Source organism: Burkholderia sp. BCC1998, from assembly GCF_905339875.1.
In the GTDB taxonomy this organism is placed as follows: domain Bacteria; phylum Pseudomonadota; class Gammaproteobacteria; order Burkholderiales; family Burkholderiaceae; genus Burkholderia.
The window spans coordinates 157,955-182,703 of the sequence record NZ_CAJPHE010000004.1; the positions used below are offsets into that span (position 1 = coordinate 157,955).

The 24,749-nt window shown below is 68.0% G+C and carries 26 protein-coding genes, 1 tRNA gene and 1 pseudogene; 14 read left to right on the plus strand and 14 right to left on the minus strand.

What is annotated here, in order from left to right; genetic code table 11:
• Window positions 1–248: 248 nt before the first annotated feature.
• Window positions 249–2,234, minus strand: a complete 1,986-nt coding sequence (locus U5A56_RS09300; RefSeq protein ID WP_321921965.1) for an ATP-binding cassette domain-containing protein — start codon at window positions 2,232–2,234, stop codon at window positions 249–251.
• 228 nt (window positions 2,235–2,462) lie between these two features.
• Window positions 2,463–2,870, minus strand: a complete 408-nt coding sequence (locus U5A56_RS09305; RefSeq protein ID WP_124487169.1) for a DUF4399 domain-containing protein — start codon at window positions 2,868–2,870, stop codon at window positions 2,463–2,465.
• A 199-nt stretch (window positions 2,871–3,069) separates the two neighbouring features.
• Between U5A56_RS09305 and U5A56_RS09310 the strand changes: the two genes are divergently transcribed.
• Together U5A56_RS09310 and U5A56_RS09315 are read left to right on the plus strand one after the other, a co-directional pair.
• The gene (locus U5A56_RS09310; RefSeq protein ID WP_006478164.1) at window positions 3,070–3,252 is read left to right on the plus strand and encodes a rubredoxin; all 183 of its coding nucleotides are present in this window, start codon (window positions 3,070–3,072) and stop codon (window positions 3,250–3,252) included.
• A gap of 148 nt (window positions 3,253–3,400) precedes the next feature.
• A tRNA-Arg gene (locus U5A56_RS09315) sits at window positions 3,401–3,475 on the plus strand.
• 164 nt (window positions 3,476–3,639) lie between these two features.
• Here the strand turns inward: U5A56_RS09315 and U5A56_RS09320 are convergent.
• Entirely contained in the window at window positions 3,640–4,758 is a 1,119-nt protein-coding gene (locus tag U5A56_RS09320) for a right-handed parallel beta-helix repeat-containing protein (protein ID WP_415749107.1), read from the minus strand.
• Window positions 4,759–5,203: 445 nt separating this feature from the next.
• Between U5A56_RS09320 and U5A56_RS09325 the strand changes: the two are divergent.
• Window positions 5,204–5,468, plus strand: a pseudogene (locus U5A56_RS09325) (TetR/AcrR family transcriptional regulator); the annotation flags it as partial.
• 86 nt (window positions 5,469–5,554) lie between these two features.
• Here U5A56_RS09325 and eco read toward each other — a convergent pair.
• Complete coding sequence (eco, locus tag U5A56_RS09330; RefSeq protein WP_044846395.1) at window positions 5,555–6,055, minus strand: serine protease inhibitor ecotin; 501 nt, start codon at window positions 6,053–6,055, stop codon at window positions 5,555–5,557.
• A gap of 143 nt (window positions 6,056–6,198) precedes the next feature.
• Here eco and U5A56_RS09335 point away from each other — a divergent pair, with 143 nt between their 5' ends.
• Window positions 6,199–6,573, plus strand: coding sequence for a hypothetical protein (locus tag U5A56_RS09335; protein ID WP_044846394.1), 375 nt, complete (start codon window positions 6,199–6,201; stop codon window positions 6,571–6,573).
• Window positions 6,574–6,756: 183 nt separating this feature from the next.
• Here the strand turns inward: U5A56_RS09335 and U5A56_RS09340 are convergent, their stop codons facing one another.
• Complete coding sequence (locus tag U5A56_RS09340; RefSeq protein ID WP_044846393.1) at window positions 6,757–7,158, minus strand: hypothetical protein; 402 nt, start codon at window positions 7,156–7,158, stop codon at window positions 6,757–6,759.
• Between the two features lie 117 nt (window positions 7,159–7,275).
• On the opposite strand from U5A56_RS09340, the gene U5A56_RS09345 reads away from it, so the two are divergent.
• Window positions 7,276–7,656, plus strand: coding sequence for a DUF5594 family protein (locus U5A56_RS09345; RefSeq protein ID WP_257772929.1), 381 nt, complete (start codon window positions 7,276–7,278; stop codon window positions 7,654–7,656).
• A 179-nt stretch (window positions 7,657–7,835) separates the two neighbouring features.
• Window positions 7,836–9,203 carry an MFS transporter gene (locus tag U5A56_RS09350; protein ID WP_321921967.1) on the plus strand — a complete coding sequence of 456 codons (1,368 nt, stop codon included), beginning with the start codon at window positions 7,836–7,838 and terminating at the stop codon, window positions 9,201–9,203.
• 51 nt (window positions 9,204–9,254) lie between these two features.
• Here the strand turns inward: U5A56_RS09350 and U5A56_RS09355 are convergent, their stop codons facing one another.
• The 3 genes from U5A56_RS09355 to U5A56_RS09365 form a co-directional block, all read right to left on the minus strand.
• A complete protein-coding gene (locus U5A56_RS09355; protein ID WP_321922188.1) occupies window positions 9,255–9,836 on the minus strand; it encodes an AAA family ATPase in 582 nt (193 codons plus the stop codon).
• Between the two features lie 4 nt (window positions 9,837–9,840).
• On the minus strand, window positions 9,841–11,262 hold the full coding sequence (otsA, locus tag U5A56_RS09360) for an alpha,alpha-trehalose-phosphate synthase (UDP-forming) (RefSeq protein ID WP_321921969.1): 1,422 nt from the start codon (window positions 11,260–11,262) through the stop codon (window positions 9,841–9,843).
• Between the two features lie 150 nt (window positions 11,263–11,412).
• A complete protein-coding gene (locus tag U5A56_RS09365) occupies window positions 11,413–11,598 on the minus strand; it encodes a hypothetical protein (RefSeq protein WP_059527452.1) in 186 nt (61 codons plus the stop codon).
• Between the two features lie 287 nt (window positions 11,599–11,885).
• Between U5A56_RS09365 and U5A56_RS09370 the strand changes: the two genes are divergently transcribed.
• Both U5A56_RS09370 and U5A56_RS09375 read left to right on the plus strand, forming a co-directional pair.
• Complete coding sequence (locus U5A56_RS09370) at window positions 11,886–12,437, plus strand: hypothetical protein (protein WP_044846387.1); 552 nt, start codon at window positions 11,886–11,888, stop codon at window positions 12,435–12,437.
• Entirely contained in the window at window positions 12,434–12,928 is a 495-nt protein-coding gene (locus U5A56_RS09375; RefSeq protein ID WP_321921971.1) for a hypothetical protein, read from the plus strand. The genes U5A56_RS09370 and U5A56_RS09375 overlap by 4 nt, the downstream gene beginning before the upstream one ends.
• A gap of 70 nt (window positions 12,929–12,998) precedes the next feature.
• Here the strand turns inward: U5A56_RS09375 and U5A56_RS09380 are convergent, their stop codons facing one another.
• Window positions 12,999–14,336, minus strand: a complete 1,338-nt coding sequence (locus U5A56_RS09380; RefSeq protein WP_044846385.1) for an AAA-associated domain-containing protein — start codon at window positions 14,334–14,336, stop codon at window positions 12,999–13,001.
• A gap of 22 nt (window positions 14,337–14,358) precedes the next feature.
• Window positions 14,359–16,116, minus strand: a complete 1,758-nt coding sequence (locus U5A56_RS09385) for an ABC transporter permease (RefSeq protein ID WP_124488434.1) — start codon at window positions 16,114–16,116, stop codon at window positions 14,359–14,361.
• Between the two features lie 495 nt (window positions 16,117–16,611).
• Here U5A56_RS09385 and U5A56_RS09390 point away from each other — a divergent pair, with 495 nt between their 5' ends.
• Complete coding sequence (locus tag U5A56_RS09390) at window positions 16,612–16,878, plus strand: hypothetical protein (protein ID WP_027786765.1); 267 nt, start codon at window positions 16,612–16,614, stop codon at window positions 16,876–16,878.
• A 40-nt stretch (window positions 16,879–16,918) separates the two neighbouring features.
• Here U5A56_RS09390 and U5A56_RS09395 read toward each other — a convergent pair whose 3' ends face one another.
• Both U5A56_RS09395 and U5A56_RS09400 read right to left on the minus strand, forming a co-directional pair.
• Window positions 16,919–18,235, minus strand: coding sequence for an ATP-binding protein (locus U5A56_RS09395; protein ID WP_124488435.1), 1,317 nt, complete (start codon window positions 18,233–18,235; stop codon window positions 16,919–16,921).
• Entirely contained in the window at window positions 18,219–18,944 is a 726-nt protein-coding gene (locus U5A56_RS09400) for a response regulator (protein ID WP_006755678.1), read from the minus strand. The genes U5A56_RS09395 and U5A56_RS09400 overlap by 17 nt, the downstream gene beginning before the upstream one ends.
• Before the next feature lie 225 nt (window positions 18,945–19,169).
• On the opposite strand from U5A56_RS09400, the gene U5A56_RS09405 reads away from it, so the two are divergent.
• Window positions 19,170–19,721 carry a Spy/CpxP family protein refolding chaperone gene (locus U5A56_RS09405; protein WP_044847746.1) on the plus strand — a complete coding sequence of 184 codons (552 nt, stop codon included), beginning with the start codon at window positions 19,170–19,172 and terminating at the stop codon, window positions 19,719–19,721.
• Between the two features lie 70 nt (window positions 19,722–19,791).
• On the opposite strand, the gene U5A56_RS09410 is transcribed toward U5A56_RS09405, so the two are convergent.
• Window positions 19,792–20,490: a pirin family protein gene (locus tag U5A56_RS09410; protein WP_321922190.1), complete on the minus strand. Its 699-nt coding sequence runs from the start codon at window positions 20,488–20,490 to the stop codon at window positions 19,792–19,794.
• Window positions 20,491–20,858: 368 nt separating this feature from the next.
• Between U5A56_RS09410 and U5A56_RS09415 the strand changes: the two genes are divergently transcribed.
• The 4 genes from U5A56_RS09415 (at window position 20,859) to U5A56_RS09430 (ending at window position 24,061) form a co-directional block, all read left to right on the plus strand.
• Window positions 20,859–21,635, plus strand: coding sequence for an ABC transporter substrate-binding protein (locus U5A56_RS09415; RefSeq protein ID WP_044847744.1), 777 nt, complete (start codon window positions 20,859–20,861; stop codon window positions 21,633–21,635).
• Window positions 21,636–21,863: 228 nt separating this feature from the next.
• A complete protein-coding gene (locus U5A56_RS09420; RefSeq protein ID WP_044847743.1) occupies window positions 21,864–22,553 on the plus strand; it encodes an ABC transporter permease in 690 nt (229 codons plus the stop codon).
• Window positions 22,550–23,263, plus strand: coding sequence for an ABC transporter permease (locus U5A56_RS09425; RefSeq protein WP_044847742.1), 714 nt, complete (start codon window positions 22,550–22,552; stop codon window positions 23,261–23,263). The genes U5A56_RS09420 and U5A56_RS09425 overlap by 4 nt, the downstream gene beginning before the upstream one ends.
• 18 nt (window positions 23,264–23,281) lie before the next feature.
• Window positions 23,282–24,061 carry an ABC transporter ATP-binding protein gene (locus U5A56_RS09430; RefSeq protein WP_044847741.1) on the plus strand — a complete coding sequence of 260 codons (780 nt, stop codon included), beginning with the start codon at window positions 23,282–23,284 and terminating at the stop codon, window positions 24,059–24,061.
• 58 nt (window positions 24,062–24,119) lie between these two features.
• Here U5A56_RS09430 and U5A56_RS09435 read toward each other — a convergent pair whose 3' ends face one another.
• Window positions 24,120–24,617, minus strand: coding sequence for a GNAT family N-acetyltransferase (locus U5A56_RS09435; RefSeq protein ID WP_044847740.1), 498 nt, complete (start codon window positions 24,615–24,617; stop codon window positions 24,120–24,122).
• Between the last annotated feature and the right edge of the window lie 132 nt (window positions 24,618–24,749).

A 24,749-nucleotide genomic window follows, 5' to 3' on the forward strand; every position in this document is an offset into this window, starting at 1 on the left:
TTCATCGGGACGTTGTCCACACCTCGTGTGGATAACGTCGTGGACAAAACGTTGAGTTCCGTAAAAAAGCGAATCGAAACAACGGTGTGCTTGGACTGCTCCGAAAGCGGGCGCGCGGCGTGCGCCGAGCGACCCGGGACGCGCGGTATTTTACTGGTTCCGCGTGGCGCGCCGTCGCAAGATCGTCGCACGGCGCTGCCGGCCGCCCGGCCGGCGCTCCGACGCGCCGGGCCGCCATGCGCGGTGCGTCAGACCGGCTTGCGCTTTGCCTCGAGCGTCTCCCACCGCTCGAGCGCGGCGAGGAGCTCGTCGTCGATCGCCGCGAACCGCTCGGTCAGGCGCGTGCCTTCCTGCGGATCCTTCGCGAAGATCGAGCCATCTTCGAGTTGCGCGTTGATCGTCTTCTGTTCTTCCTCGAGCGCCGCGATCTTCTCGGGCAGCGCATCGAGTTCGCGCTGCTCGTTGAACGACAGCTTCACCGTGCGCTGCGCGTTGCGGCCGGCCGCGCCTTTCGCCGCGTCTTCCTTGACCGGCGCCGCTTCCTTCACCGCGCGCTTCGCCGCTTCCTGCTGCGCGAACTGCTGCGAACGCTCGCTCTGGATCTGCCAGTCGGTGAAGCCGCCGACGTATTCGCGCCACTTGCCGTCGCCTTCGGCCGCGATCACCGACGTCACGACGTTGTCGAGGAACGCGCGATCGTGGCTGACGAGCAGCACCGTGCCGTCGTAGTCGGCCAGCAGCTCTTCGAGCAGTTCGAGCGTCGGGATGTCGAGGTCGTTGGTCGGTTCGTCGAGCACCAGCACGTTGGCCGGACGCGCGAACAGGCGCGCGAGCAGCAGCCGGTTGCGCTCGCCGCCCGACAGCGACTTCACCGGCGAGCGCGCACGCTCCGGCGCGAACAGGAAGTCGCCGAGATAGCTCATTACGTGCTTGCGCACGCCGCCGATCTCGACCCATTCGCTACCGGGGCTGATGGTGTCGGCCAGGCTCTTTTCCTGGTCGAGCTGCGCGCGCATCTGGTCGAAATACGCGACCTGCAGGTTCGTGCCGGTGCGCACCGTGCCCGCGTCGGGCTTCAGCTCGCCGAGGATCAGCTTGAGCAGCGTGGTCTTGCCGGCGCCGTTCGGGCCGACGAAGCCGATCTTGTCGCCGCGCATCACGGTCGTCGAGAAGGTGTCGACGACCGTGCGATCGCCGTAGCGCTTCGTCACGTCCGTCAGTTCCGCGACGATCTTGCCCGACTTCTCGCCCTGCGCGACGTCGAGCTTCACGTTGCCCTGCGAATTGCGGCGCTCCGCGCGCTCGTTGCGCATCTGCACCAGCCGCGCGATGCGGCCGACGCTGCGCGTGCGGCGCGCCTCGACGCCCTTGCGGATCCACACTTCTTCCTGCGCGAGCAGCTTGTCGAACTTCTCGTTTTCCACGCGCTCGACTTCGAGCTGCTGCGCCTTGCGCGTCTGGTACGCGGAGAAATTGCCCGGATACGACAGCAGCCGGCCGCGATCGAGCTCGACGATGCGGGTCGCGACGCGGTCGAGGAACGCGCGATCGTGCGTGATGAACAACAGGCCCGCACGCTGCGCGACCAGCAGTTCTTCCAGCCAGCGGATGCCGTCGAAGTCGAGGTGGTTGGTCGGTTCGTCGAGCAGCAGCACGTCGGGCTGCAGCACCAGCGCGCGCGCCAGCGCGACGCGCTTCTGCATCCCGCCCGACAATGCGTCGACCTGCGCGTCGCCGTCGGTCAGGCCGATCTGCGCGAGCGTCATCGATACGCGCGTGCGCCAGTTCCATGCGTCGTGCGCATCGAGCGACGACTGCAGCGCGTTCATCCGCGCGAGCAGCGCGTCGTGTTCGGCGCCTTCCGGTGTTTCCGCGAGGCGATGCGCGATCGAATCGTATTCTTCGAGCACTTCGCGCGTGTGCGTGAGCCCCGATGCCACGGCGTCGAACACGGTCGCGCCGGGTTCGAATTCGGGCTCCTGCGGCACATAGACGGTCACGAGCTCCTGCTGACGCGTGATCAGCCCGTCATCGGGCTTCGCGAGCCCGGCGACGATCTTCAGCAGCGACGACTTGCCCGCGCCGTTGCGACCGATCAGGCCGACGCGCTCGCCGGCCTCCAGCGAGAAGTCCGCGTGATCGAGCAACGCGACGTGACCGAACGCGAGTTGCGCGCCGGTAATGGAATAAAGCGACATGGGGAGACGGCGAAGAGAGAAATCGGAAGCGCCCATTGTACCGGTGGCGGACGCCTGCGCCGGGATGGCCGGATGGACTAGGCCGGAGGGCGAATCATTTTGTGCTGCTTAAGCGTTGCGTTGGCGCTGCGTTTTTGCTGCAGCGGCATGACGGCGCGCGCTCGGCGGACGAGGCCGGCATCGCGTGCTTCGACGTCACGGGGGGCCGGCGGCGGGCATCCGGCCGCAGCTTCCCGGCCGGGCGCCCGCAGGCGGAACGCGCGATTACTTCACGTTGACCGTGATCGTCGAGCTCAGCTCGGGACCGTACGAGCGGTGTGCGCCTTCGCCGAGCTGCAGCGTCAGCGTGTGCTGGCCGGGCGGCAGCTTCAGGTCGGTTTCGGTCTGGCCCTTGCCGAAGTGCAGCGAATGGTCGGTGGCGGGGATCACGTCGCCCTTCGGCACCGGCTTGCCGTCGACCAGCAGGTGATGGTGGCCCGTGTCCGGCGTCATGTCGCCGGCCGGCTTGAGTTCCATCCCTTCAAGGCCGAACTTCACGTGCACGGGGCTCGAGACCGTCGCGCCATCCTTCGGCTCGGCGAAGTACACGCGCGCCTCGGCACGCGCGAGCGTCGACGCGGCCAGCGCCGCGACACAAACCACACCCGCGATCCATTTCTTCTTGTTGAGCATCGTTTTTCTCCTTCAGATTTGAAAGGCTCACGAAGCATACACTGCGCGCCCGGCCCGCGCGATGACGGTCGTTGTTCGCGATGCGTACGTTTAAAACGACGTTGCGGAGGCGTTCGGCGAAATTCCGGTACCATTGCGCCTTTCGTCCGCCGGCCACGCCGCGGACGGCGTCACCGACTTTCATCATCCCGAGCGCCACATGAGCGAAGTAACCGAATACCAGAGCTGGGTCTGCCTGATTTGCGGGTGGGTCTACAACGAAGCGGAAGGCCTGCCCGACGAGGGCATCCCCGCCGGCACCCGTTTCGCCGACATTCCCGCCGACTGGCGCTGCCCGCTGTGCGACGTGGGCAAGGAAGATTTCGTCGTCGTCGATTTCTGATTCGGTTTTTTCGGACACGACCGGGCGCGCGCGGCACGTATCGGCACGCATTCCGTCCGCCGATGCGCGTCGCGTTTGCTATACTCTGCGCGCTGTCCACATCGCCGTCCCGGTCGCGTCTTCCGCACGCGATATCGCGGACATGGCTCTCCCCGTAGTTCAATGGATAGAACAAGCGCCTCCTAAGCGCTAGATACAGGTTCGATTCCTGTCGGGGGGACCAGCAATTTCCCGAAATTCCGCCTCAGCCTGAAAATCGCACCGTCGGCACGCACAGCGTCCGAACGTCGGGTGCCCACGCTCACGCCTGGCCGCGTGTTCCGCCGAAGCCGCGTATGCCGTGCTGTGCCAGCGAATAGCCGTCAGGCCTGAGCCCTGACCGCCCCGTCACTGCATCAACCCCGTCCTGAACTGCGGTATCAGACTCGCATTCGCGCCCGTCACGGCAAACGTCCCCGTCGACGACGCCCCCGCCGGCAGCGCCAGCACACTGCCGTCCGCGAGCCGGTTCGCATCGACGACGATCCGGTTCGACGCGCAGCCGTTCGTCAGCAACGAGACCGGCAACCCGGCGATCGACGAGAACGTGTTGCCCGTCACGCTGAACGAACACACGTTTCCGTACGCCCGGAACCCCGCATATCCGGAACCCGACACGCGGTTGTTCGCCACCGTGACATCCGACACGGCTCCCGACCACGTATCCAGCTCGATCGCGCCCTGCTGCGTCGGCTGCAATCCGTTGTTCACGTTCGCGTTCTGAATGTTGGTCACGGTATTGCCCGTGATGACGACGTTCGAAGCCCCGTAGGTTTTCCAGCTGTCCTCCTGCGCGACGAGAATCCCCGCCGCCTTCTCGACGCCGTCGACCGTATTGTTCGAGATCGTCACCGCCTGCCCGCCGACAACGGTGATGCCGCGCCCCCAAGAATTGCCCGATACCGCGTTATGGTCGATCAGCACGTTGCTGCTCAGGCGACCGTCGCCGAGATAGCTGACCACGGCGATCAGATCGTCGCCGGTGCCGGTCACCGTATTGTTCTGCACCAGCACGTTGGTCGACCCGTAGGTCGTATGGATGCCGTCGGCGAGCGTCGCCCGCACGGTATTGCCCACGATCGCGATACCGTTGCCGCCGAACACGAAGATCCCGGCGCTCGCGCCGCCCTGGATCGTCACCCCGAGCACCTGAACCTCCGAGCCCGTCACCTCGGCCTTGGTCGACTCGGGCGTCGTGAGCCGCGTGGTGCCGGTGCCGGCCAGCGTCACGCCGACGAGCGTCGAGCCGGCGCCGCTCATCACGATCGTCTGGTCGGCGGGATTGGTCGCGGCCAGCGTCGCGCCGTATCCCGAGATCACCGCCTGCGGCACCGTCACGGCAAGCGAATGCCCGACGACGTAGCGGCCCGGCGCGATGACGAGGCGCTGGCCGGCACGCAGGCTGTCGAATGCCTTCTGCAACGCGTCGGCCTGGTCGCTGCCGTCGGCAGCCGGGGAGACCGTCACATCGGCGACCAGAATCGGTTTGGCGCCACTGGACGGCAGAAGCGTCGTGCCGGACGCGGAACCGGTCGGCGCAGCGGTCGGTGCCGGGCTGCCGGAATTCGTCGATGCAGCCGATGCGCCGGATGCGGCGCCGGCGGGAGCGACGGGTGATGTCGATGTGCCCGCAACGGTCTGCGATGCCGGAGCCGCGCTGCCGTCACCGCCGCCGCATGCAGCAAGCCAAAGGCAGAGCGCGGCAAGCATCGCCCGATCGACCGTACGCATACGAAGTTCCGCTAGCCCAGATTGGCGTCATCGTAAGTACGCTTGATTACTTTGTAAATGAATTCCGCCGTGCGCCTGCAAAACCGTTCGTTATCCTCTTCCATTCATCATCGCGCCATCACGGTGACATGCGGCACACGTCACATCGCGCGTCACCCCTTACGCATTCGCCCCGCCGTCGGCCGAGCGCTCGGACACGGTCCGGCAAATGCTGATCGCGATGCGCGAGCAGACCGTCACCGCGTTACACGCGCGGCTGGGCGAAGGCGTTGCGACCGGAGAGCGCTCGGCACACGAACCTCGACGCGATCGCGCGCTACTACGTGACGGTGCAACAGGGGATGTCGATTCAGGCGCGCGACGGTGCGAGCCGTCGCGATCTGGAGGCGGTCGCGCAAGCCGCGCTGGCCGCATGGCCGGCGCTCGCACACCCGAGCGGCGGATAAAACGGCGGCCCCCGGAAAGAAGCCCGCAAGCGAAACCACACGCGGTCGTGCAGCGGCAAGCGCTCCTGCACGACCGCGCCGATGCGTTACTGCGTCACGGCGTGCTGCACGTCCTTCGACGCATGCCACACGCGATAGCGCACGTCGAAACCGTCCGGCACGTACACGACGAGCGGCAGGCGGCTGTTGTAGCGCAGCAGCTGGCCGTCGCCGCGCACCTGCACGAAGCGCTGCTGCGGCGCCTGGCCCGGGCAGGCCATCAGCGTCGACGCCGGCCCCTTCACGTCGGTCAGGCGATAGTACGTATAGCCCCAGCCCTTCACGTCCTCGGCGGTCAGTTCCCCGCCGAACCATTGCTGGTTGCAGTCGGTCTGCAGCGTCTTGCCGATCATCAGCTCGACGCGCGCGTCGCCTTCGTTCTCGAGCGCGGGCAGCGCGATCACCGCGCGCTGCTGGCCGGCCGTCGGCTGCGGGAACATCTTGATCGACTCGGCCGGCACGGCGGGCGCCGATGCGGGCCCGGCCGCGCAGGCGGCGGCGGTCGTCACGCACAGGGCGGCCAGGACGGCCCGGATCGCGAATTTCATCGATGTGCTCCTGAAAAACAAATAGGCCCCGGATGCTAACACTTTCGCCCCAAGACCTTACGGCGCTGTAATTTCGCGACACAATTGCATACAGCCGGCGATCCCCGCGCGCGGTACTTATACGGAAACCAACGGAGATCATCATGCTGAAGCTCATTGCTGCCGCCGGCGTCGCCACGCTGCTGGCCGGGTGCGTCGTCGGTCCGGACGCCGGATACGGCTACGGACAGCCCTACTATTCCGATCCCGGCTACGCGTACGGGCCGGCCTACGGGGCGTCGCCCGTGTACGGGACGGTCAACATATGGGGCGGTGGCGGCGGGCGCGACTGGGACCGCGGACGCCGCGACTGGGATCGCGGACGCGACGGCTGGAATCGTGACCGCGGCGGCTGGGATCGCGACCGCGGCGAACGCGCCCGTCACGGCGGCTGGGGCCGCGGCGACGGACGCCGCGCCGACTGGAATGACGACGGCGGCGGGCGCGGCCAAGGCAACGGCGGCGGCCATCGCCACTGATGCAATTGCAACCGTTTGTATCCACGCACTGCCCGCGCGAGGCCGATACGAGCCGATAGACAACCGTCAAAAAGCAAGGCCCTCGCATCACCGCGAGGGCCTTTTGTCGTCCGCTCCACCGGAAACCGGGCGGCCGGCTACGCAACGCCGAACCTGCCCGCGCCTCATGCGCGTGCCCGCCTCTTACCACCCCGCCGGCTGCGCATAGCCGCCCGACACGGGCGCACCGCACACATACGCGCGCTGATAACGGTCGTAGCAATAGCTCGGGCCGTCGTCCTGGTATTGCGCCTGCTGGTAGGTCGGATAAGCCGGCTGCTGGTAGGCCGGTGCCTGGTAGTACGTCGGCGGCTGATAGGCCGGTGCCTGATACACGGGCGCCTGATACGCGACGGGCGGATTCATCGCCGACGTCACGATCGCGCCGAGCACCGCGCCGCCGATCAGCGCGCCGATGACGGCGCCCCCGTCGCGGCCATGCGCGGACGCCGGGCCCGCCACGGCGAGCGAACCGGCGAGGACACATACAGCGGCAATCTTTTTCATGATGGACTCCCACGCGAAGTGGTACTGGATGCGATGCATTGTGGCCGCGCCCGGCCGTAATAGATGCAGCAAGTGGTAACGCGCCATTACGGGTATCACGCACGCCGAAACGCGGCACGGCCGTGCTACGATTTTCGGCACACTGGAGACGCCTTCATGCAGCCCGAAACCGCCCGCCGTTTCGATACCGAATTCGCGCCGCGCATCGCGCAGGCGATCGCCGCCTTCTTCGCCGATCACGTGCTGACCGACGTCGTCCCGTACGGCGGCCACGGGCAACCGACGCGCGTGCAGATCCGCAGCGCGCCGCACGAGCACGTGAGCGGCTTCGTGCATCCGCTGAACCTCGAACTGACCTGGGACACCGACGAGATCGAACGGTTGATGGAGCCCGACGGGCCCGTGCGCTTCGAGCACTACCTGAGCGCGCTGCCGAGGAAGCTGAGCGCATGGGAGGGCGCGCGCGACATCGACCTCGCGTCGCGCACGCAGGCCGACCCGCTCGTGCGGCTCGGCGGCCTCGATTTCGAAGGCTGAACGCGCGCCGGCCGGCGGCGGTGTCGGCGTCGCGCGATTCGGCCCGGTGATACACTCGACCGGTCCCGCGCCAGCGCCGCCAGGCCGGCCGGACCGTTCACCGCCGCCTCCACCCGCAAGCATGGTTGCGCACGCAACCGGCACCCGGGCACGCGGACAACCACGCTTTCGCTCCCGCCATGAACGCCGATACCGGCCTGCCGCTTCCGCAACGCTACTGGGCGATCGTCTGCGTCGCACTGGGCATCACGCTCGCCGTGCTCGACGGCGCCATCGCGAACGTCGCGCTGCCGACGATCGCGCGCGACCTGCACGCGTCCGATGCCGCATCGATCTGGATCGTCAACGCGTACCAGCTCGCGGTCACGATCACGCTGCTGCCGCTCGCGTCGCTCGGCGAACGCGTCGGCTATCGCCGCATCTACATCGCGGGGCTTGCGCTCTTCACCGCGGCGTCGCTCGGCTGCGCGCTCGCCGGATCGCTGCCGACGCTCGCGGTGATGCGCGTGATCCAGGGGTTCGGTGCGGCCGGCATCATGAGCGTCAACGCGGCGCTGGTGCGCATGATCTACCCGTCGTCGATGCTCGGGCGCGGGCTGTCGATCAACGCGATGGTGGTCGCGCTGTCGTCGGCGATCGGCCCGACGGTCGCATCGGCGATCCTGTCGTTCGCGTCGTGGCCCTGGCTGTTCGCGGTCAATGTGCCGATCGGCATCGCCGCGGTGTTCGGCAGCCTGCGTGCGCTGCCGGCCAACCCGCTGCACGACGCGCCGTACGATATCCCGAGCGCGCTGATGAACGCGTGCGTGTTCGGCCTGCTGATCATGGCCGTCGACGGGCTCGGTCACGGCGAAAGCCACGCGTACGTCGCCGCCGAGCTGGCCGTCGCGTTCGGCGTCGGCTACTTCTTCGTGAAGCGCCAGCTGTCGCAGCCGGCGCCGCTGCTGCCGGTCGACCTGATGCGCATCCCGATGTTCGCGCTGTCGATCTGCACGTCGGTCGCGTCGTTCACGTCGCAGATGCTCGCGTTCGTCGCGCTGCCGTTCTGGCTGCAGCATTCGCTCGGCTTCTCCCAGGTCGAAACCGGCCTCTACATGACGCCATGGCCGCTCGTGATCGTATTCGCCGCGCCGCTCGCGGGCGTGCTGTCGGACCGCTACTCGGCCGGCATCCTCGGCGGCATCGGGCTCGCGCTGTTCGCGGCCGGGCTGCTGTCGCTCGCGACGATCGGCGCGCACCCGGGTACCGTCGACATCGTGTGGCGGATGGCGCTGTGCGGCGCAGGCTTCGGGCTGTTCCAGTCGCCGAACAATCGCGCGATGCTGTCGTCGGCGCCGCGCGAGCGCAGCGGCGGCGCGGGCGGGATGCTGAGCACGGCGCGCCTGACGGGCCAGACGCTCGGTGCCGCGCTCGTCGCGCTGATTTTCGGGCTGGCGCCCGACCGCGGTCCGACGATCGCGCTTTATGTCGCCACGGTGTTCGCGGCGGTCGCCGCGGTGGTCAGCATGCTGCGCATCGCGTCGCCACGCCCCGACGCTGCGGCCTGATGCGGCGACTTCACGCTGCGACCTGACGCCGCAGCGCGCCGCGCCCACGGCTCACGTGGCGTCGAGCGCGTCCATCACGAAGCGCACGCGCGCCTTCACGCTCACGCGCGGCAGCTCGATCAGCCGATAGCCATACGCCGTATAGCAGTCGACCATCGCGTCGTAGGTGCGCACGGCCTCCGCGAAATCCTGCCGGCGCTCGGTGTCCTGCGCGTAGATCTCGGGCCACGGCGGCGCGATGAACACGCGCCGGTGATAGCGGAAGCGCCGCGCCGCGGCCTCCGCGTGTGCGGGCACCGCAAGGCCCGTCAGCCGCAGGTAACCGATCACGTCCGGCACGCCGCGATCGAAGAACACGGGCCCGCGCGCGCCTTGCGCGAGATGGTGCGAGCGCATCTCCCAGTTCAGCATCAGTTCGGCGAATGCGGCCCGGTCGCGCCACGGCAGCGCCGGGCCGTCGATCGCCATCTGGTCGCGGATCACGCCGCGCCCGGCCTCGTGCGAGCGCGCGAAACCGGTACGCTCGAGCGCATCGAGCAACGTGCTCTTGCCGGAGCCGGGGCCGCCCGTGACGATGAAGAAGCGGGCGGCCGCATCGTCCGCCGCGCCACCCGCCTCGACGCGCTCGGACATCCGCTCAGACATGCGCGGCCCGCCGGCCCGCGCGCCGCGTGACCGACGCGGCCGCCGCGACGCTGCGCAGGTCGGCGACGAACGTGTCGCGCCAGACCGACAGGTTGTTCTCGCGCAGCCGCGCGAGGTTCGCTTCGTGCCGCGCCCGCCGCTCGGCGAGCGGCATCGACAGCGCGCGCTCGAGCGCATCGGCCATCTGCGACAGGTCGTACGGATTGACGAGCAGCGCGCCGCTCAGCTCGGCCGCCGCGCCCGCGAACTCCGACAGCACGAGCACGCCCGGATCGTCCGGGTCCTGCGACGCGACGTATTCCTTCGCGACGAGATTCATCCCGTCGCGCAACGGCGTCACGTAGCCGACCTGCGACATCCGGAAGAACGCCATCAGCAGATTGCGCTCGTACTTGCGGTTCAGGTACTGGATCGGCGTCCAGTCGAGCTGCGAGAAGCGGCCGTTGATCCGGCCGGCCTCGCCTTCGAGCGTCTCGCGAATGCGCTGGTAGGTCTGCACGTCGGAGCGCGTCGGCGGCGCGATCTGCACGAGCGACACGCGCCCCTGCCAGCCCGGCTGGTTGGCGAGCATCCGCTCGAACGACTGGAAGCGCTCGACGAGCCCCTTCGAATAGTCGAGCCGGTCGACGCTCATCACGAGCTTGCGGCCCCCGAGCGCGTCGCGCAGCATCTTCACCGGCTTGCGCGAGCCATACTGGACGGCCGCCTCGGCGATCGCATCCGGATGCACGCCGATCGGATAGGCGGCGACCTTCACGACACGGCCGTGCGCATGCAGCATCCCGTCGTCGCTCGCCGCGCCGATGCCGCGCCGCTCGATGTAGTCGGTGAACGCCTGCTTGTCGGCATCGGTCTGGAAACCCGCGATGTCGTACGCGCACATGAACTTCACGAGCTCGTCGTGCGGCGGCACGACGCGCAGCATGTCGGGCGACGGAAACGGAATGTGCAGGAAGAAGCCGATCGGATTCCTCACGCCGAGCTCGCGCAGGCAATGCGCGAACGGCAGCAGGTGATAGTCGTGCACCCAGATCAGGTCGTCGGGCCGCAGCAGCGCGGCGAGCTGCTTCGCGAGCATCGCGTTCACGCGCAGATAGCCGGCGTACTCCTGCCGGTCGAAGCGCGCGAGATCGCTGCGGTAGTGAAACACCGGCCAGAGCGTCGCATTCGAGAAGCCGCGGTAGTACTGATCGTAGTCGCGCCGGGTCAGCCCGACCGTCGCATAGGTGACGTTGCCGTCCCGCTGGATCGCCGGTTGCGTGTCGGGCGTACCGACGATCTCGCCGTTCCAGCCGAACCAGACGCCGCCGGTTTCCTTCAGCGCATCCATCACGCCGACCGCGAGACCGCCTGCGCTCGGGCGCGTGTCCTCGCCGGCGGCGACACGGTTCGATACCACGATCAATCTGCTCATGCGGCTTCCCCTCCTCGATTCGATTGAATGACGCGCGGCGCGCGCCAAGGCGGACACGACGGCCCGAAGGCAGTCGCGCGGCGATTCAGATGTGAACGATGCAACCAGGCGCGCAATGAAATGCGGCAGCGGAATACGGCGGCGACGGGCTCAAGCGTCCTGCTCCTGGCCGAGGTCGCGTTGATAGTCGAGCCCTTCCGGGCGTGCGCCGCCCTGGTTGTGATCGCCGTCGGACGGCGTCTCGTCGGGCGCGCCGGCCGGCGCGTCGGTCTGTGGACGCGGGCGCTCGGCACCCGCATCGGGCGGCCGGGGAGAAAACCGTTTCGAACGGCGCATGGCTGGGTGTCTCATATGGCGCGCGGCTCGGAGCCGTCGTAGAAACATTCCATAACAGAACAGTCTAGGTCGCTTCCTCGCATGCCACGGTAACAATTACCTTCAATTTGTAACGCTTCGACCCCGGCTCCGCCATCTGTCCGACAATAGCGCCGCGCGTACGCGCGCGACCCGCCGCCGGCCATTTGTCAAAGCTTTGCAGTTTTCCTATGACCATTGCGAAACAATGACGCGGCAAGGGGGCGCGCATGCGTCGCCGCTCACCCAGACAGGACTTGCACTCAGGGATGAACATGGGTTTCGAACCGCCGCGCCGGGCCACGCCGGCGCGCATCGTGCTGGCCGCGCTCGCCACGGCCGCACTGCTGTCCGGCTGCAACTCGCTGTACAGCGAAGGCGCGACCGCCGGCGCCGGTATCGCGGGCGCCGCGATCGCCTCCAAGGTCACCAACAACGCCGCCGTCGCGACGGGCATCGGCCTCGGCGCCGTCGCCGGTGCGCGTGCGGGCGTCCAGTACACGCAGCGCGTCGCGCACCGCTACACGCAGGAACAGATCGCGAAGGCGGCCGGCCCGCTCGACGTCGGCGGCGTCGCGCCGTGGACGACGCACCATTCGTTTCCTATCGAGGATGACGAACAGGGCCGCGTGACGGTCAGCCGGATGATCAGCATCGGCCCGCTCGACTGCAAGGAAATCGTGTTCGCGGTCGACACGCCGGCGAAGGCCGACAAGGCCGCGCAATCGGCGTTCTACGTCGCCACGATCTGCCGCGACGGTCCCGTGTGGAAATGGGCGTCGGCGGAACCGGCGACCGAACGCTGGGGCGCGCTGCAATGAGCGTCGCGATCCGAATCGCTGCGATCTGCGCACTGTGCGCGGCCAGCGCCGCGCTATCGGGCTGCGGCTCGGTCGGCGCGGCGAGCGGCGCGCTCGCCGGTGCGGCGACGGGCCTCGTCACCGCGAACCCGGCCGTCGGCGTCGGTGTCGGGATCGCCGTGCAGGCGGCGACCGACGAGGCCGTCAACCGCACGATGAAACAGCTCCATCAGAACCAGCAGGACGCGATCGCGAAGGCGGCCGGCAGCCTGGCCGTCGGCGAAGTGAAGCCGTGGAACGTGAAGAACACGCTGCCGCTCGAAAACGGCGAAGGCGAGGTGCGCGTCACGCGCGCGTACTCGACGGCGCTTGCGCTGTGCAAGGAATTCGCGTTCTCGGTGAAGGACGGCGACAAGGCCGCCTGGTATTTCGCGAATGCGTGCCAGCAAGGCACGCACTGGAAGTGGGCGTCGGCCGAACCGGCGGTCGATCGGTGGGGTAACCTGCAGTAACGATGCGATGCGCGGCGCCTGGCAGGCGCCGTGCGTGCGGATGCCGGGCCAGATGGCCCGGCTCGGCGGCTCAGGACTCGACGTCCTCGAGACTGAAGATTTCGGTCTGGTCGTTGTACGAGAAGATCTCGCCGTAACGACCCCAGTCGATCACCGCGTCGAGCGTTTCCTCCGCCGCGCCGTCCGACAGGAAATCCTCCAGCTCCTGCTCGAAACGCACACGCGGCGCACGATGGCCCGGGCGCTCGTTCAGCACCTTCTTGATCCGCGCGGCGAGCGGCACGTGCTTCAGCAGGTGATCCGCGAACATCAGCTTGCGTTCCTGCGTGCCGAATTCCGCGAACACACGCCCCGGCGGCGTCAGGAACACGTCGCCTTCGCGCACGTCGGCGAAGCCGAGGTACTGCAGCACTTCGGCGATCGGGAACAGGTCGTCGACCTCCAGATGCAGCGTGCGCGCGATTTCCGGCATGTCGGCACGGCCGTGGTACGGCGCCATCGCGAGCGTCTCGATCAGGCCGGCCATCAGGTTGGTCGACACCTGCGGCAGCCAGCTGCCGAGCTCGAGCCCCTTCTTCGTCGCCTCGCCGGTCTGGCGGGCCGTCATCTTCGCGTAGATGTCGTCGACCAGCTTGCGGAAGGCCGGATCCAGCCGGTTGCGCGGATGCTTGAACGGCACCTTGATCTCGGCGATCACGCGGCCCGGGTTCGACGACAGCACCAGAATCCGGTCGCACATGAACACCGCTTCCTCGATGTTGTGCGTGACGATCAGCACCGACTTGATCGGCATGCGACCTTGCGTCCACAGGTCGAGCAGGTCGGTACGCAGCGTCTCGGCGGTCAGCACGTCGAGTGCCGAGAACGGCTCGTCCATCAGCAGGATCGTCGGGTCGACCACGAGCGCGCGCGCGAAGCCCACGCGCTGGCGCATGCCGCCCGACAGTTCGCGCGGATACGCGTTCTCGAAGCCGTCGAGACCGATCAGGTCGATCGCGGCGAGCGCGCGTTCGCGCCGCTCGCGCGCGCCGACGCCGAGCGCCTCAAGCCCGGCCTCCACGTTCTGCAGCACGGTCAGCCACGGAAACAGCGCGAAGGTCTGGAACACCATCGCGACGCCTTCGGCCGGGCCGCGCAGCGGCTTGCCGAGATAGGTCACGTCACCGCCGGTCGGCTCGATCAGCCCGGCGATGATCCGCAGCAGCGTGGACTTGCCCGAGCCCGAACGGCCGAGCAGCCCGACGATCTCGCCTTCGCGCAGCGACAGGTTCGCGTCGTCGAGCACGAGCAACTCGCCCTGCGTCTTGTTGAAGCCGCGGCAGACATGATCGACGCGCAGGATTTCCTCACCGAGGCGCGGCGGCTGGGACGTCTGGACGGGGGCGTTTACAGCATTCGGATTGTGCATCGCGTTTCGCTCTCAATCGGTCTCAGTCGAGCCGCAGCTTCGCTTCGGCGAAGGCATACAGCGGGCGCCACAGCAGGCGGTTGAACAGGGTGACGAACAGGGACATCACGGCGATGCCCAGGATGATCTTCGGAAAGTCGCCGGCGGCGGTGGTCTGCGCGATATACGCGCCGAGGCCGTGCGCCTCGATCTTGGTCGAGCCCCACTGCACCGCTTCCGACACGATGCTCGCGTTCCATGCGCCGCCCGAGGCGGTGATCGCGCCGGTCACGTAGTACGGGAAGATGCCGGGCAGGATCGCCTGGCGCCACCACTGCCAGCCGCGGATCCGGAAGTTCGTCGCGGCTTCGCGATAGTCGTTCGGATAGGACGTGGCGCCCGCGATCACGTTGAACAGGATATACCACTGCGTGCCGAGCACGATCAGCGGCGACAGCCAGATGTCGGGGTTCAGGTGGAAGCGCGCGATCACGATCACGAACACCGGGAACAGCAGGTTCGCCGGGAACGCGGCAAGGAACTGCGCGAGCGGCTGCAGCTTCTCGGCCAGCTTCGGGCGCAGCCCGACCCACACGCCGATCGGCACCCAGATCACCGACGCGATCGAGATCAGCACGACCACGCGCAGCAGCGTGATGAGCCCGAGCGCGACGACGTGCCCGACCTCCCCCATCGTCACGCCGGTCGACACGAAGCTGACGACGCGCCACACGATATAGGCCGTGCCGAGCAGCAAGAGCGCCGCCCATGCGATGTCGACCGTGCGCGATGCCTTCTTCTCGACCTTCGGCAGCGAGAAGCGCATTGCGCCCGACAGCGGCAGGCGCAGCGGAATCCGCGCCGCCTTCGCGAAGAACCAGCCGGCCGGCACGAGCAGCTGGTGAATCAGGCGCGTGCGGCGCACGAGGTCGAGCAGCCAGGATTGCGGCGCATCGCCCGATGCGGTGTTCTCCATCCGGAACTTGTCGGCCCATGCGATCAGCGGGCGGAACAGGAACTGGTCGTACGCGAGGATCACGACCGTCATCGTCAGGATCACCCAGCCGATCGCGCCAAGGTTCTTGTCCGAGATCGCCTGCGCGAGATACGCGCCGATGCCCGGCAGCGTGATGGTCTGGTTGCCGACGGTGATCGCCTCCGACGCGACGACGAAGAACCAGCCGCCCGACATCGACATCATCATGTTCCAGATCAGCCCCGGCATCGAGAACGGCACCTCGAGCTTCCAGAAGCGCTGCCACGACGTCAGGTGGAAGCCGCGCGACACTTCGTCCAGGTCGCGCGGCACCGTGCGCAGCGACTGGTAGAAGCTGAACGTCATGTTCCACGCCTGGCTCGTGAAGATCGCGAAGATCGCCGCAAGCTCGGCGCCGAGCACGCGGCTCGGGAACAGCGCGAGGAAGAACGTGACCGTAAACGAGATGAAGCCGAGCACCGGCACCGACTGCAGGATGTCGAGGATCGGGATCAGCACCATGCCGGCCCGGCGGCTTTTCGCGGCGAGCGTGCCGTACACCAGCGTGAACGCGAGCGACGCGACCATCGCGGCGAGCATCCGCAGCGTGGTGCGCAACGCGTATTCGGGCAGGTTCGACGGGTCGAGCGAGATCTTCTGGGTCTGAAGGGTCCCGATCGGCGCCATCGTTTCATGAAAGCCGACGACCGCCATCGCGATCAGGCAGATGATCAGCGGAAACGCGATGAAGTCCCACCGGTTCGGCAGGACGCGCCACGCGGACGCGTTGGCGGTCCGGTTCGGATTGAAGAATCCGACGTCCATCAGGCGCCCTCCCCGGTAAGGCCGAACGAAGCCGGCAGACGATGTTGATTCATGGCAAAGCGCACGGGCGCGGTAATTCGACGCGGTAATTCGATTGATTCACGATCTCACGCCGGCGCGGGGCGCCGTGCGTGCAAGCTGCGCCCCCGGGCGCGGCGAGTCGGGCCGCGACGGCACGACACTACACCAACCTGTATTTCAGGTTCAACCGTGCGGGGCCGGCGCGGCGCGCGGGCGGCGCACGGATCGTGCCCGGCACGCGGGCGAACGGCAGGCGTGCGGTGCGGAGCAGCCCGGCCGCGGTCGTGCGGCCGGCATGCAGGCCCCGAATTATGCCGTGATCCGGGCCGGCCGGGAACCCGCCAGCCGCACACGGGCGCAAACCATGGCGGATGTCAGCGGACGATTGCGGCGAAGCAGGTATGATCGGGGCTAGCCCCTGGCGTCGCTAGCCCCATAGCCGCCAGGGATCGACCGACCAGCGGGAGGAAGCGAATGGCAGGAAACTTGGTGATCGTCTGCCGCGATCAGGACGCCGATGCGTTCTACGAGCTGATGCAGGAGTACGGGTCGTTCCAGACCCGGCTGTCGTCGACGGCGTGGTACCTGAACATGAACGTCGTGCCGGAATCGCTGCAGGAGGAGATCCTGGAGCGCCTCGGCCGCTATACGACCGTCTATATCTTCGAGGCCACGAGCGTGACCTACAACACCATCGACAGCAACGCCGCCGAGACGCTCGGCACGCTGTTCGGCGAATGATGCCGCGCGGCGCCTGCCCGGCAGGCGCCGCATGCGCCGCTTACGCGGCCTGGGCGTGAAGTTCGTCCTTCGGCACCACGTCGAACGGGAACGTCATCGCCACGCGCAGGCCGCCCTCGGGACGATTGCCGATCTCGCACGCCCCGCCCAGCCGCAGCACCAGCCGCTCGACGATCGCCAGCCCGAGCCCGCTGTGGCCGTTCCCGCCGCGCGCGGGGTCGAGCCGCACGAACGGACGCGTCGCGGCCGCCAGATCGCGCGGCGCAATCCCGCCGCCGCTGTCGCTGACCGACAGCACGTAACCCGCCGGCGTACGCGCCGTCTCGATGAGCACGGGCGGCGCGCCGTACGCATGCGCATTGTCCAGCAGGTTCGACAGGATCCGGTCGAGCGTCGCGGTCGGCAGGCGGAAGCCTTCGTCGGCGGCCAGATGCGTCTGGACCGCCGGCGCGTTCGGTGCGACCGCGCGATAGCTGCGGGCGATCCGCTCGCAGGTCTGGTCGACCGGCACGGGCTCGCTGCGGTCCGCCCCGCCGTGCGCGAACACGAGGAACTGGTCGACGATGTGCGACATCGAGTCGACATCGCGCACCACGCCGTCGCGCAGCCGCGCGTCGTCCATCATTTCCGCGCGCAGGCGCATCCGGGCGAGCGGCGTGCGCAGGTCGTGCGCGACGCCGGCCAGCATCACCGCGCGGTCGCTCTCGGCCTGCGACACCTGTTCCACCATCTGGTTGAAGCCGTGCGTGAGCTGGCGCAGCTCGCGCGGGCCGCGCTCGCGCAACGGCGGCACCGGCTGGCCGCGGCCGAAGCGCGCGACCGCGCGCGCCAGCGAGCGCAGCGGCTGCTGCAGCTGCCAGGCCGCGAACAGCGCGGCGATCACGCCGGCCGAGAAAATCGTGCCGAGCCACAACAGCATCCGGTCGAGCGAGCGCGGCGGGCGCAGCGGCTGCACCGGCACCACGATCCAGTTGCGGTCGCTCGGCTCCTTGACCCACAGCACCGGCGGATGGCCGGGCGCGCCGATCTCGACCAGCGTGCCGGGCGGCATCCGCTCGCTCACGTCGTCGCGGAAACGCTTGAGCGGCGCCGCCAGGTTCGAATCGGCGTCTTTCGGCACATCGGGACTGTCCGGCGACACCAGCCGCACCCGCGACGGCAGCGGCTGGTCGGGCGTGCGCTCGACGTGCTGGCGCACGGCGTCGACGAGGAACGCGGCTTCCTCGACGGCATAACGCGTCTGCATCTGGTTGCGCTCGAGGCGCATCGCGAAGAACCACGCGAAGTGCGACAGGAGCAACACGCCGACGACCAGCAGCGCCAGCCGCCCGAACAGCGAATCAATGGGCTTGCGCATGGGCCTCGCCGTCGGGCACGAACACGTAGCCGCGCCCGCGGACCGTCTGGATGAAGCGCGGCGTCGACGGATCCGTTTCCAGGATGCGGCGCAGGCGCCATACCTGGACGTCGATGCCGCGGTCGGTGCCGTCGTACTCGGGCCCGTGCAGCAGCTCGAGCAGCCGTTCGCGCGTGAGCGTGCGCAGCGCGTGATTCACGAAGATCTTCAGCAGCGCGAATTCGCTGCTCGACAGCGTCGCCGGCTTGCCGTCGACCGACAGCGTGCGCGCCTGGAAATCGAGCACGAAACGGCCGAACGCGAACGGCTCGCGCTGCTCGGGCGCCGCCGCCGACGGCGTCGCGCGGCGGCGGCGCAGCACGGCCTGCACGCGCGCGAGCAGCTCGCGCGGGTTGAACGGCTTGCCGAGGTAGTCGTCCGCGCCGAGCTCGAGCCCGACGATGCGATCGACGTCGTCCGCGCGCGCGGTCAGCATGATCACGGGGATGTCGTCGCCGGCCGCGCGCAGCTGGCGCAGCGCGGTCAGGCCGTCCACGCCCGGCATCATCAGGTCCAGCACGATCAGGTCGGGCCGCTCGCGCTCGAGGCGCTTCTCGAGCGTCGCCGCGTCGTGCAGCACGGACACTTCCATCCCCTGGCGCACGAGATAGTCGCGCAGCAGGTCTCGGAGTTCTTGGTCGTCGTCGACGATGAGGATCTGGGTAGTCATGCTCGAAGTTTAGCGCGCGAGTGCAGAGTCGAAGAACGAAACAAAGGGACGAAAGGGTTACTGCGGGTTACGGCGCAAGGGAACTGTAATGCGCCGTAACCCGGCAGCCATCCCGCGTAACACCCGCCGGAGCGCGCGCCGCTAACCTGCGTCTTACCGGATGCGGCACCCGGGTCACCCCGCGCGCCGCATCGCCGGACCCTTTGGATACAAGGAGTTTCTGAAATGTATAAGAACACTTCCCGCGTGGCCATTGCGGCCGCCACCGTGCTCGCTCTCGCATTCGGCACCGCGCATGCCGCGCAGCCCAACGACATGCCGCCGCCGGGCGGCCCCGGCATGCACCAGATGCACGGCGGCCATGACGGCGGCCCATTCGGCGTGATCATGAAGCTGCACGACCAGCTCAAGCTCAACGCGTCGCAGGAACAGCAGTGGCAGACGGCCGTCAACACGATGAAGCAGAACCATGAAGCGATGCGCAAGAGCCACGAGCAGATGCGCGAGCAGTTCAAGGCGCAGCAGAACCAGCCGATCCTCGACCTGAACGCGATGCACGCCGCCCGCCAGCAGGCCGAGCAGCAGAACGCGCAGCTGCGCGAGCAGAGCTCGGCCGCCTGGCTCGCGTTCTACAACGGGCTGAACGACCAGCAGAAGACGACGGTCAGCACCGCGCTGAAGCAGCAGTTCGCGCGGATGGAGCAGCGTCACGAGAAGATGAAGGAACGCTGGGAGCAGCACCGCGCGGCCAAGGGCGCGTCGGCACCGGCGCAGTAAGCCGGCGGGCCGCCTCCCCGGGCGGCATCGCGGGGGACGCGGGCACCCGGCCCGCGTGCCCCGTTTCATTTCAGGCGACGTCGAACAGCAGCACCTCGGCCGCCCGGCCGCGTGCGAACGCGACCGCTTCTACCCCGGCGATCCGCGCGCCGTCGCCCGCGGCCAGCGCGTGGCCGTTGACCTCCACGTCGCCGCGCACCACGTGCACATAGGTGTTGCGCCCGGCCGGCACGGCGAATGCCGCCGCCTCGTCGCCATCGATCAGCCCCGCGAAGATCCGCGCATCCGCACGGATCGACAGCGCACCGTCGTCGCCGTCCGGCGACGCGACGAGCCGCAGGCGGCCGCGCTTCTCGTCGTCGGCGAAATGCCGCTCCGCGTAGCCGGGCCGTCCGCCCCGCTCCGCCGGCTGCAGCCAGATCTGCAGCAGATGCAGCACCCGGTCGCGCGACGCATTGGTTTCGCTGTGCATCAGCCCCGTGCCGGCGCTCATCCGCTGGACGCCGCCGGCCCGCACGATGGCGCCGTTGCCGAGGCTGTCGCGATGCGCGAGCGCGCCGTCGAGCACGCAGGTGACGATTTCGAGGTCGCGGCGCGGCTGCATCCCGAAGCCGCGCGTCGGCGCGATCCGGTCCTCGCTCAGCGCGCGCAGCGCGCCGAACGGCGGATGCCCGGCCCCGGCGTCGCCGGCGAGCGCAAAGCTGTGGCTCGATTCGAGCCAGCCTTGGCGCGTGTGGCAGCGCTCGGCGGCGCGACGGATCTGGAACATGGGGCGGGCACTCCGGCAGGCAGATATTCTTTCTTCGGGTTTACCTGCACTGTAGGGGCGTGCCGGGCGCGCCACAATCCGCCGCCCGCGCACCGCATCGTTGCACCCGCGAACCCAATCGGCGTGATGCCCGTCGCGAATACCGCGATTGCCGCAACGCCCGAATCGAAGAATCGATCGGTCGCGCCGGATTGCCGTTTTCCGGGTATCGCGTTCGGGTAAAATACCGCCCTTTTGGCGTTCGCCCGTCCGGCGAGCGCCGTTGCCTGCGCGCCGAAACACGAATTTTGGCCGTCTAGAATACGCCGCGGCGCCCGGCCCGACCGGCCGCGAGCGCCTCCCCGGAAGTGAGCGACAAAAGGATGGAAATGAAGAAGGCCGCCCTGTGCGCCGCCCTCGCCCTCGTGGCGGGCAGCGCCTTCGCGAAAGAGTGGAAGACCGTGCGGATCGGTGTCGATGCCAGCTACCCGCCGTTCGAGTCGACCGCGCCGAGCGGCGAGATCGTCGGTTTCGACGTCGATCTCACCAAGGAAATCTGCAAGCGGATCAACGTGAAGTGCGTGTGGGTCGCGCAGGATCTCGACGGGATCATCCCCGCACTGAAGGCGAAGAAGTACGACGTCATCGTGTCGTCGCTGACCGTCACGGACAAGCGTCGCGAGCAGATCGACTTCTCCGACAAGGTGTACGACGCGCCCGCGCGGATGATCGCGAAGGCCGGCTCGCCGCTGCTGCCGACGGTCGCGTCGCTCAAGGGCAAGCACGTCGGCGTCGAACAGGGCTCGACGCAGGAATCCTACGCGAAGGCGTACTGGGAACCGCAGGGCGTGACGATCGTTCCTTACCAGAACCAGGACCAGGTCTATGCCGATCTCGGCTCGGGCCGCCTCGACGCGACGCTGCAGGATGAACTGCAGGCCGACTACGGCTTCCTGCGCACGCCGCGCGGCAAGGGCTTCGCGTTCGCCGGCCCGGAGGTGAAGGATCCGAAGACGATCGGCGACGGCACCGCGATCGGCCTGCGCAAGGACGACACGGACCTGAAGCTCAAGATCAACAAGGCGCTGGCCGACATGCACAAGGACGGCACGTACGACCGGCTGTCGCACAAGTATTTCTCGTTCAGCGTCTACTCGGCGCGCTGAGCGCCGACAATACCGGGAAGCGGATGCGGGGGCGGCCCCGCGTCCGGCACGACAGGCAGTCAACCACGCGCCGCCCGCCCCCTCGCCCGCCGCTCGCGCGACGGGCTGGCCCGGCACCGTTGCCGGGGCGGACGGTCATGATACGTACGGGGCGTTCCGCGCAGCTCGGCGGGCGCGTCTTTCGCGGCGCACCGCGTGCGCCGTCCGGGACCACACCAGGGACCACATATGTTTCTACAAGGCTACGGCCCGCTGATCCTCGCCGGCACCTGGCAAACCGTCAAGCTGGCGGTGCTTTCGCTCGCGCTGTCGTTCCTGCTGGGCCTGCTCGGCGCGGGCGCGAAGCTGTCGCGCAACCGCTTCACGAACGGCGCCGGCACCGTCTACACGACGCTGATCCGCGGCGTGCCCGACCTCGTGCTGATGCTGCTGCTGTTCTACAGCCTGCAGATCTGGCTGAACATGGCGACCGACGCGCTCGGCTGGGACCAGATCGACATCGACCCGTTCCTCGCCGGCGTGCTCGTGCTCGGCTTCATCTACGGCGCGTACTTCACCGAGACGTTCCGCGGTGCGTTCCTGTCGGTGCCGCGCGGCCAGCTCGAGGCCGGCAGCGCGTACGGGATGACCAACTGGCAGGTGTTCACGCGGATCATGTTCCCGCAGATGATGCGCTTCGCGCTGCCCGGCATCGGCAACAACTGGCAGGTGCTCGTGAAGTCGACCGCGCTGGTGTCGATCATCGGCCTCGCGGACGTCGTGAAGGCGTCGCAGGACGCCGGCAAGGGCACGCTGCGGTTCTTCTTCTTCACGCTGATCGCCGGTGCGGTCTACCTCGCCATCACGACGATCTCGAACTTCGTGCTGATGTGGCTCGAAAAGCGCTACTCGACCGGTGTCCGCAAGGCTGACCTATGATCGAACTCATCCAAGAATACTGGCGCAACTACCTCTACACCGACGGCTTCCGGATCACCGGCGTCGCGATCACGCTGTGGCTGCTGGTCGTGTCGATCGGCCTCGGCTTCTGCCTGTCGGTGCCGCTCGCGGTGGCCCGCGTGTCGAAGAGGAAGTGGCTGTCGAGCGCCGTGTGGCTCTATACGTACGTGTTCCGCGGCACGCCGCTCTACGTGCAGCTGCTGCTCTGCTACACCGGCCTCTACAGCCTGCAGGTCGTGCGCGGCACGCCGCTGCTCGACGCGTTCTTCCGCGACGGCATGCACTGCACGCTGCTCGCGTTCACGCTGAACACCTGCGCGTACACCACCGAGATCTTCGCGGGCGCGATCAAGGCGACGTCGTACGGCGAGATCGAGGCCGCGCGCGCGTACGGGATGTCCACCTTCACGATGTATCGCCGCGTGATCCTGCCGTCCGCGCTGCGCCGCGCGCTGCCGCTCTACAGCAACGAAGTGATCCTGATGCTGCACGCGACCACCGTCGCGTTCACCGCGACCGTGCCGGACATCCTGAAGATCGCGCGCGACGTGAACTCGGCGACCTACATGTCGTTCCACGCGTTCGGCATCGCCGCCCTGCTCTATCTCGTGATCTCGTTCGCGCTCGTGTGGCTGTTCCGCCAGGCCGAGCGTCGCTGGCTCGCGTATCTGCGCCCGCAAGGCAAGTAAGTTTCCGCAGGACTATTCATGAATTCCCAGACTCAGAAGCTTTTCGTCGACGATCTGCACAAGCGGTACGGCGACAACGAGGTGCTCAAGGGCGTATCGCTGAAGGCGAACTCGGGCGACGTGATCAGCGTGATCGGCTCGTCCGGTTCCGGCAAGAGCACGATGCTCCGCTGCATCAACTTCCTCGAACAGCCCAACTCCGGCCGCATCTTCGTCGACGGCGAGGAAGTGCGCACCGCGCTCGACAAGACGGGCGCGCTGCGCGCCGCGGATTCGAAGCAGCTGCAGCGCGTGCGCACCAAGCTGTCGATGGTGTTCCAGCACTTCAATCTCTGGTCGCACATGAACGTGATCGAGAACGTGATGGAAGCGCCCGTCAACGTGCTCGGCATCCCGAAGAAGGAAGCCGAAGACCGCGCGCGCGAGTACCTCGAGAAGGTCGGTCTCGCGCCGCGCGTCGAGAAGCAGTATCCGTCGCACCTGTCGGGCGGCCAGCAGCAACGTGTCGCGATCGCGCGGGCGCTGGCGATGCATCCGGACGTGATGCTGTTCGACGAGCCGACGTCGGCGCTCGACCCGGAACTGGTCGGCGAAGTGCTGAAGGTGATGCAGAAGCTGGCCGAGGAAGGCCGCACGATGATCGTCGTCACGCACGAGATGGGCTTCGCGCGCAACGTGTCGAACCACGTGATGTTCCTGCACCAGGGGCGCGTCGAGGAAGAAGGCGTGCCGTCCGAGGTGTTCGCGAACCCGAAGAGCGAACGCCTGCGCGGGTTCCTGTCGGGCAGCCTCAAGTAACGCGCGCTCCTCCGCGCCGCACTGCACGAACGGGCGCCATGCGGCGCCCGTCTTGCGTTTACGCGGCGTCCACCGGCGCGCCGTCGGCGAACGCGCGCAACGCGTCGCCCGCGAGCCGGTAGCGCACCCATTCACTCTGCGGCGCGGCGCCGACGCTTTCGTAGAAGCGGATCGCCGGCTCGTTCCAGTCGAGCACGCTCCATTCGAAACGCCCGCAGCCGGTATCGACCGCGACGCGCGCGAGCGCCTTCAGCAGCCGCAGCCCGGCGCCCGCGCCGCGAAAGCGCGGCGACACGTACAGATCCTCGAGATACAGGCCCTGGCGGCCGAGCCACGTCGAATACGAGAAGAAATACACGGCGAAGCCGGCCGGCTCGCCGTCGACCTCGCAGATCAGCGCACGCGCGGGTGAACCTTCGCCGAACAGGCTGCGCTCGAGCGATGCAGGCGTCGCGACCACTTCATGCTCCGCCTTCTCGTAGATGGCCAGCTCGGTGATGAAACGCAGGATCTGCGGCACGTCGGCGACGGTGGCCGAACGGATGTCGATTTGCACGGTGGGGAGCCCTCCTTCGGCCCGGACTGAAAACGGAATGCGGCGGCGCTCGCTCGCGCAATCGCGCGTGACGCCGCCCGGATCGACATGCTACGTTCACGAGACAACTGCAGGAAGTGCAGTTTCTTCATC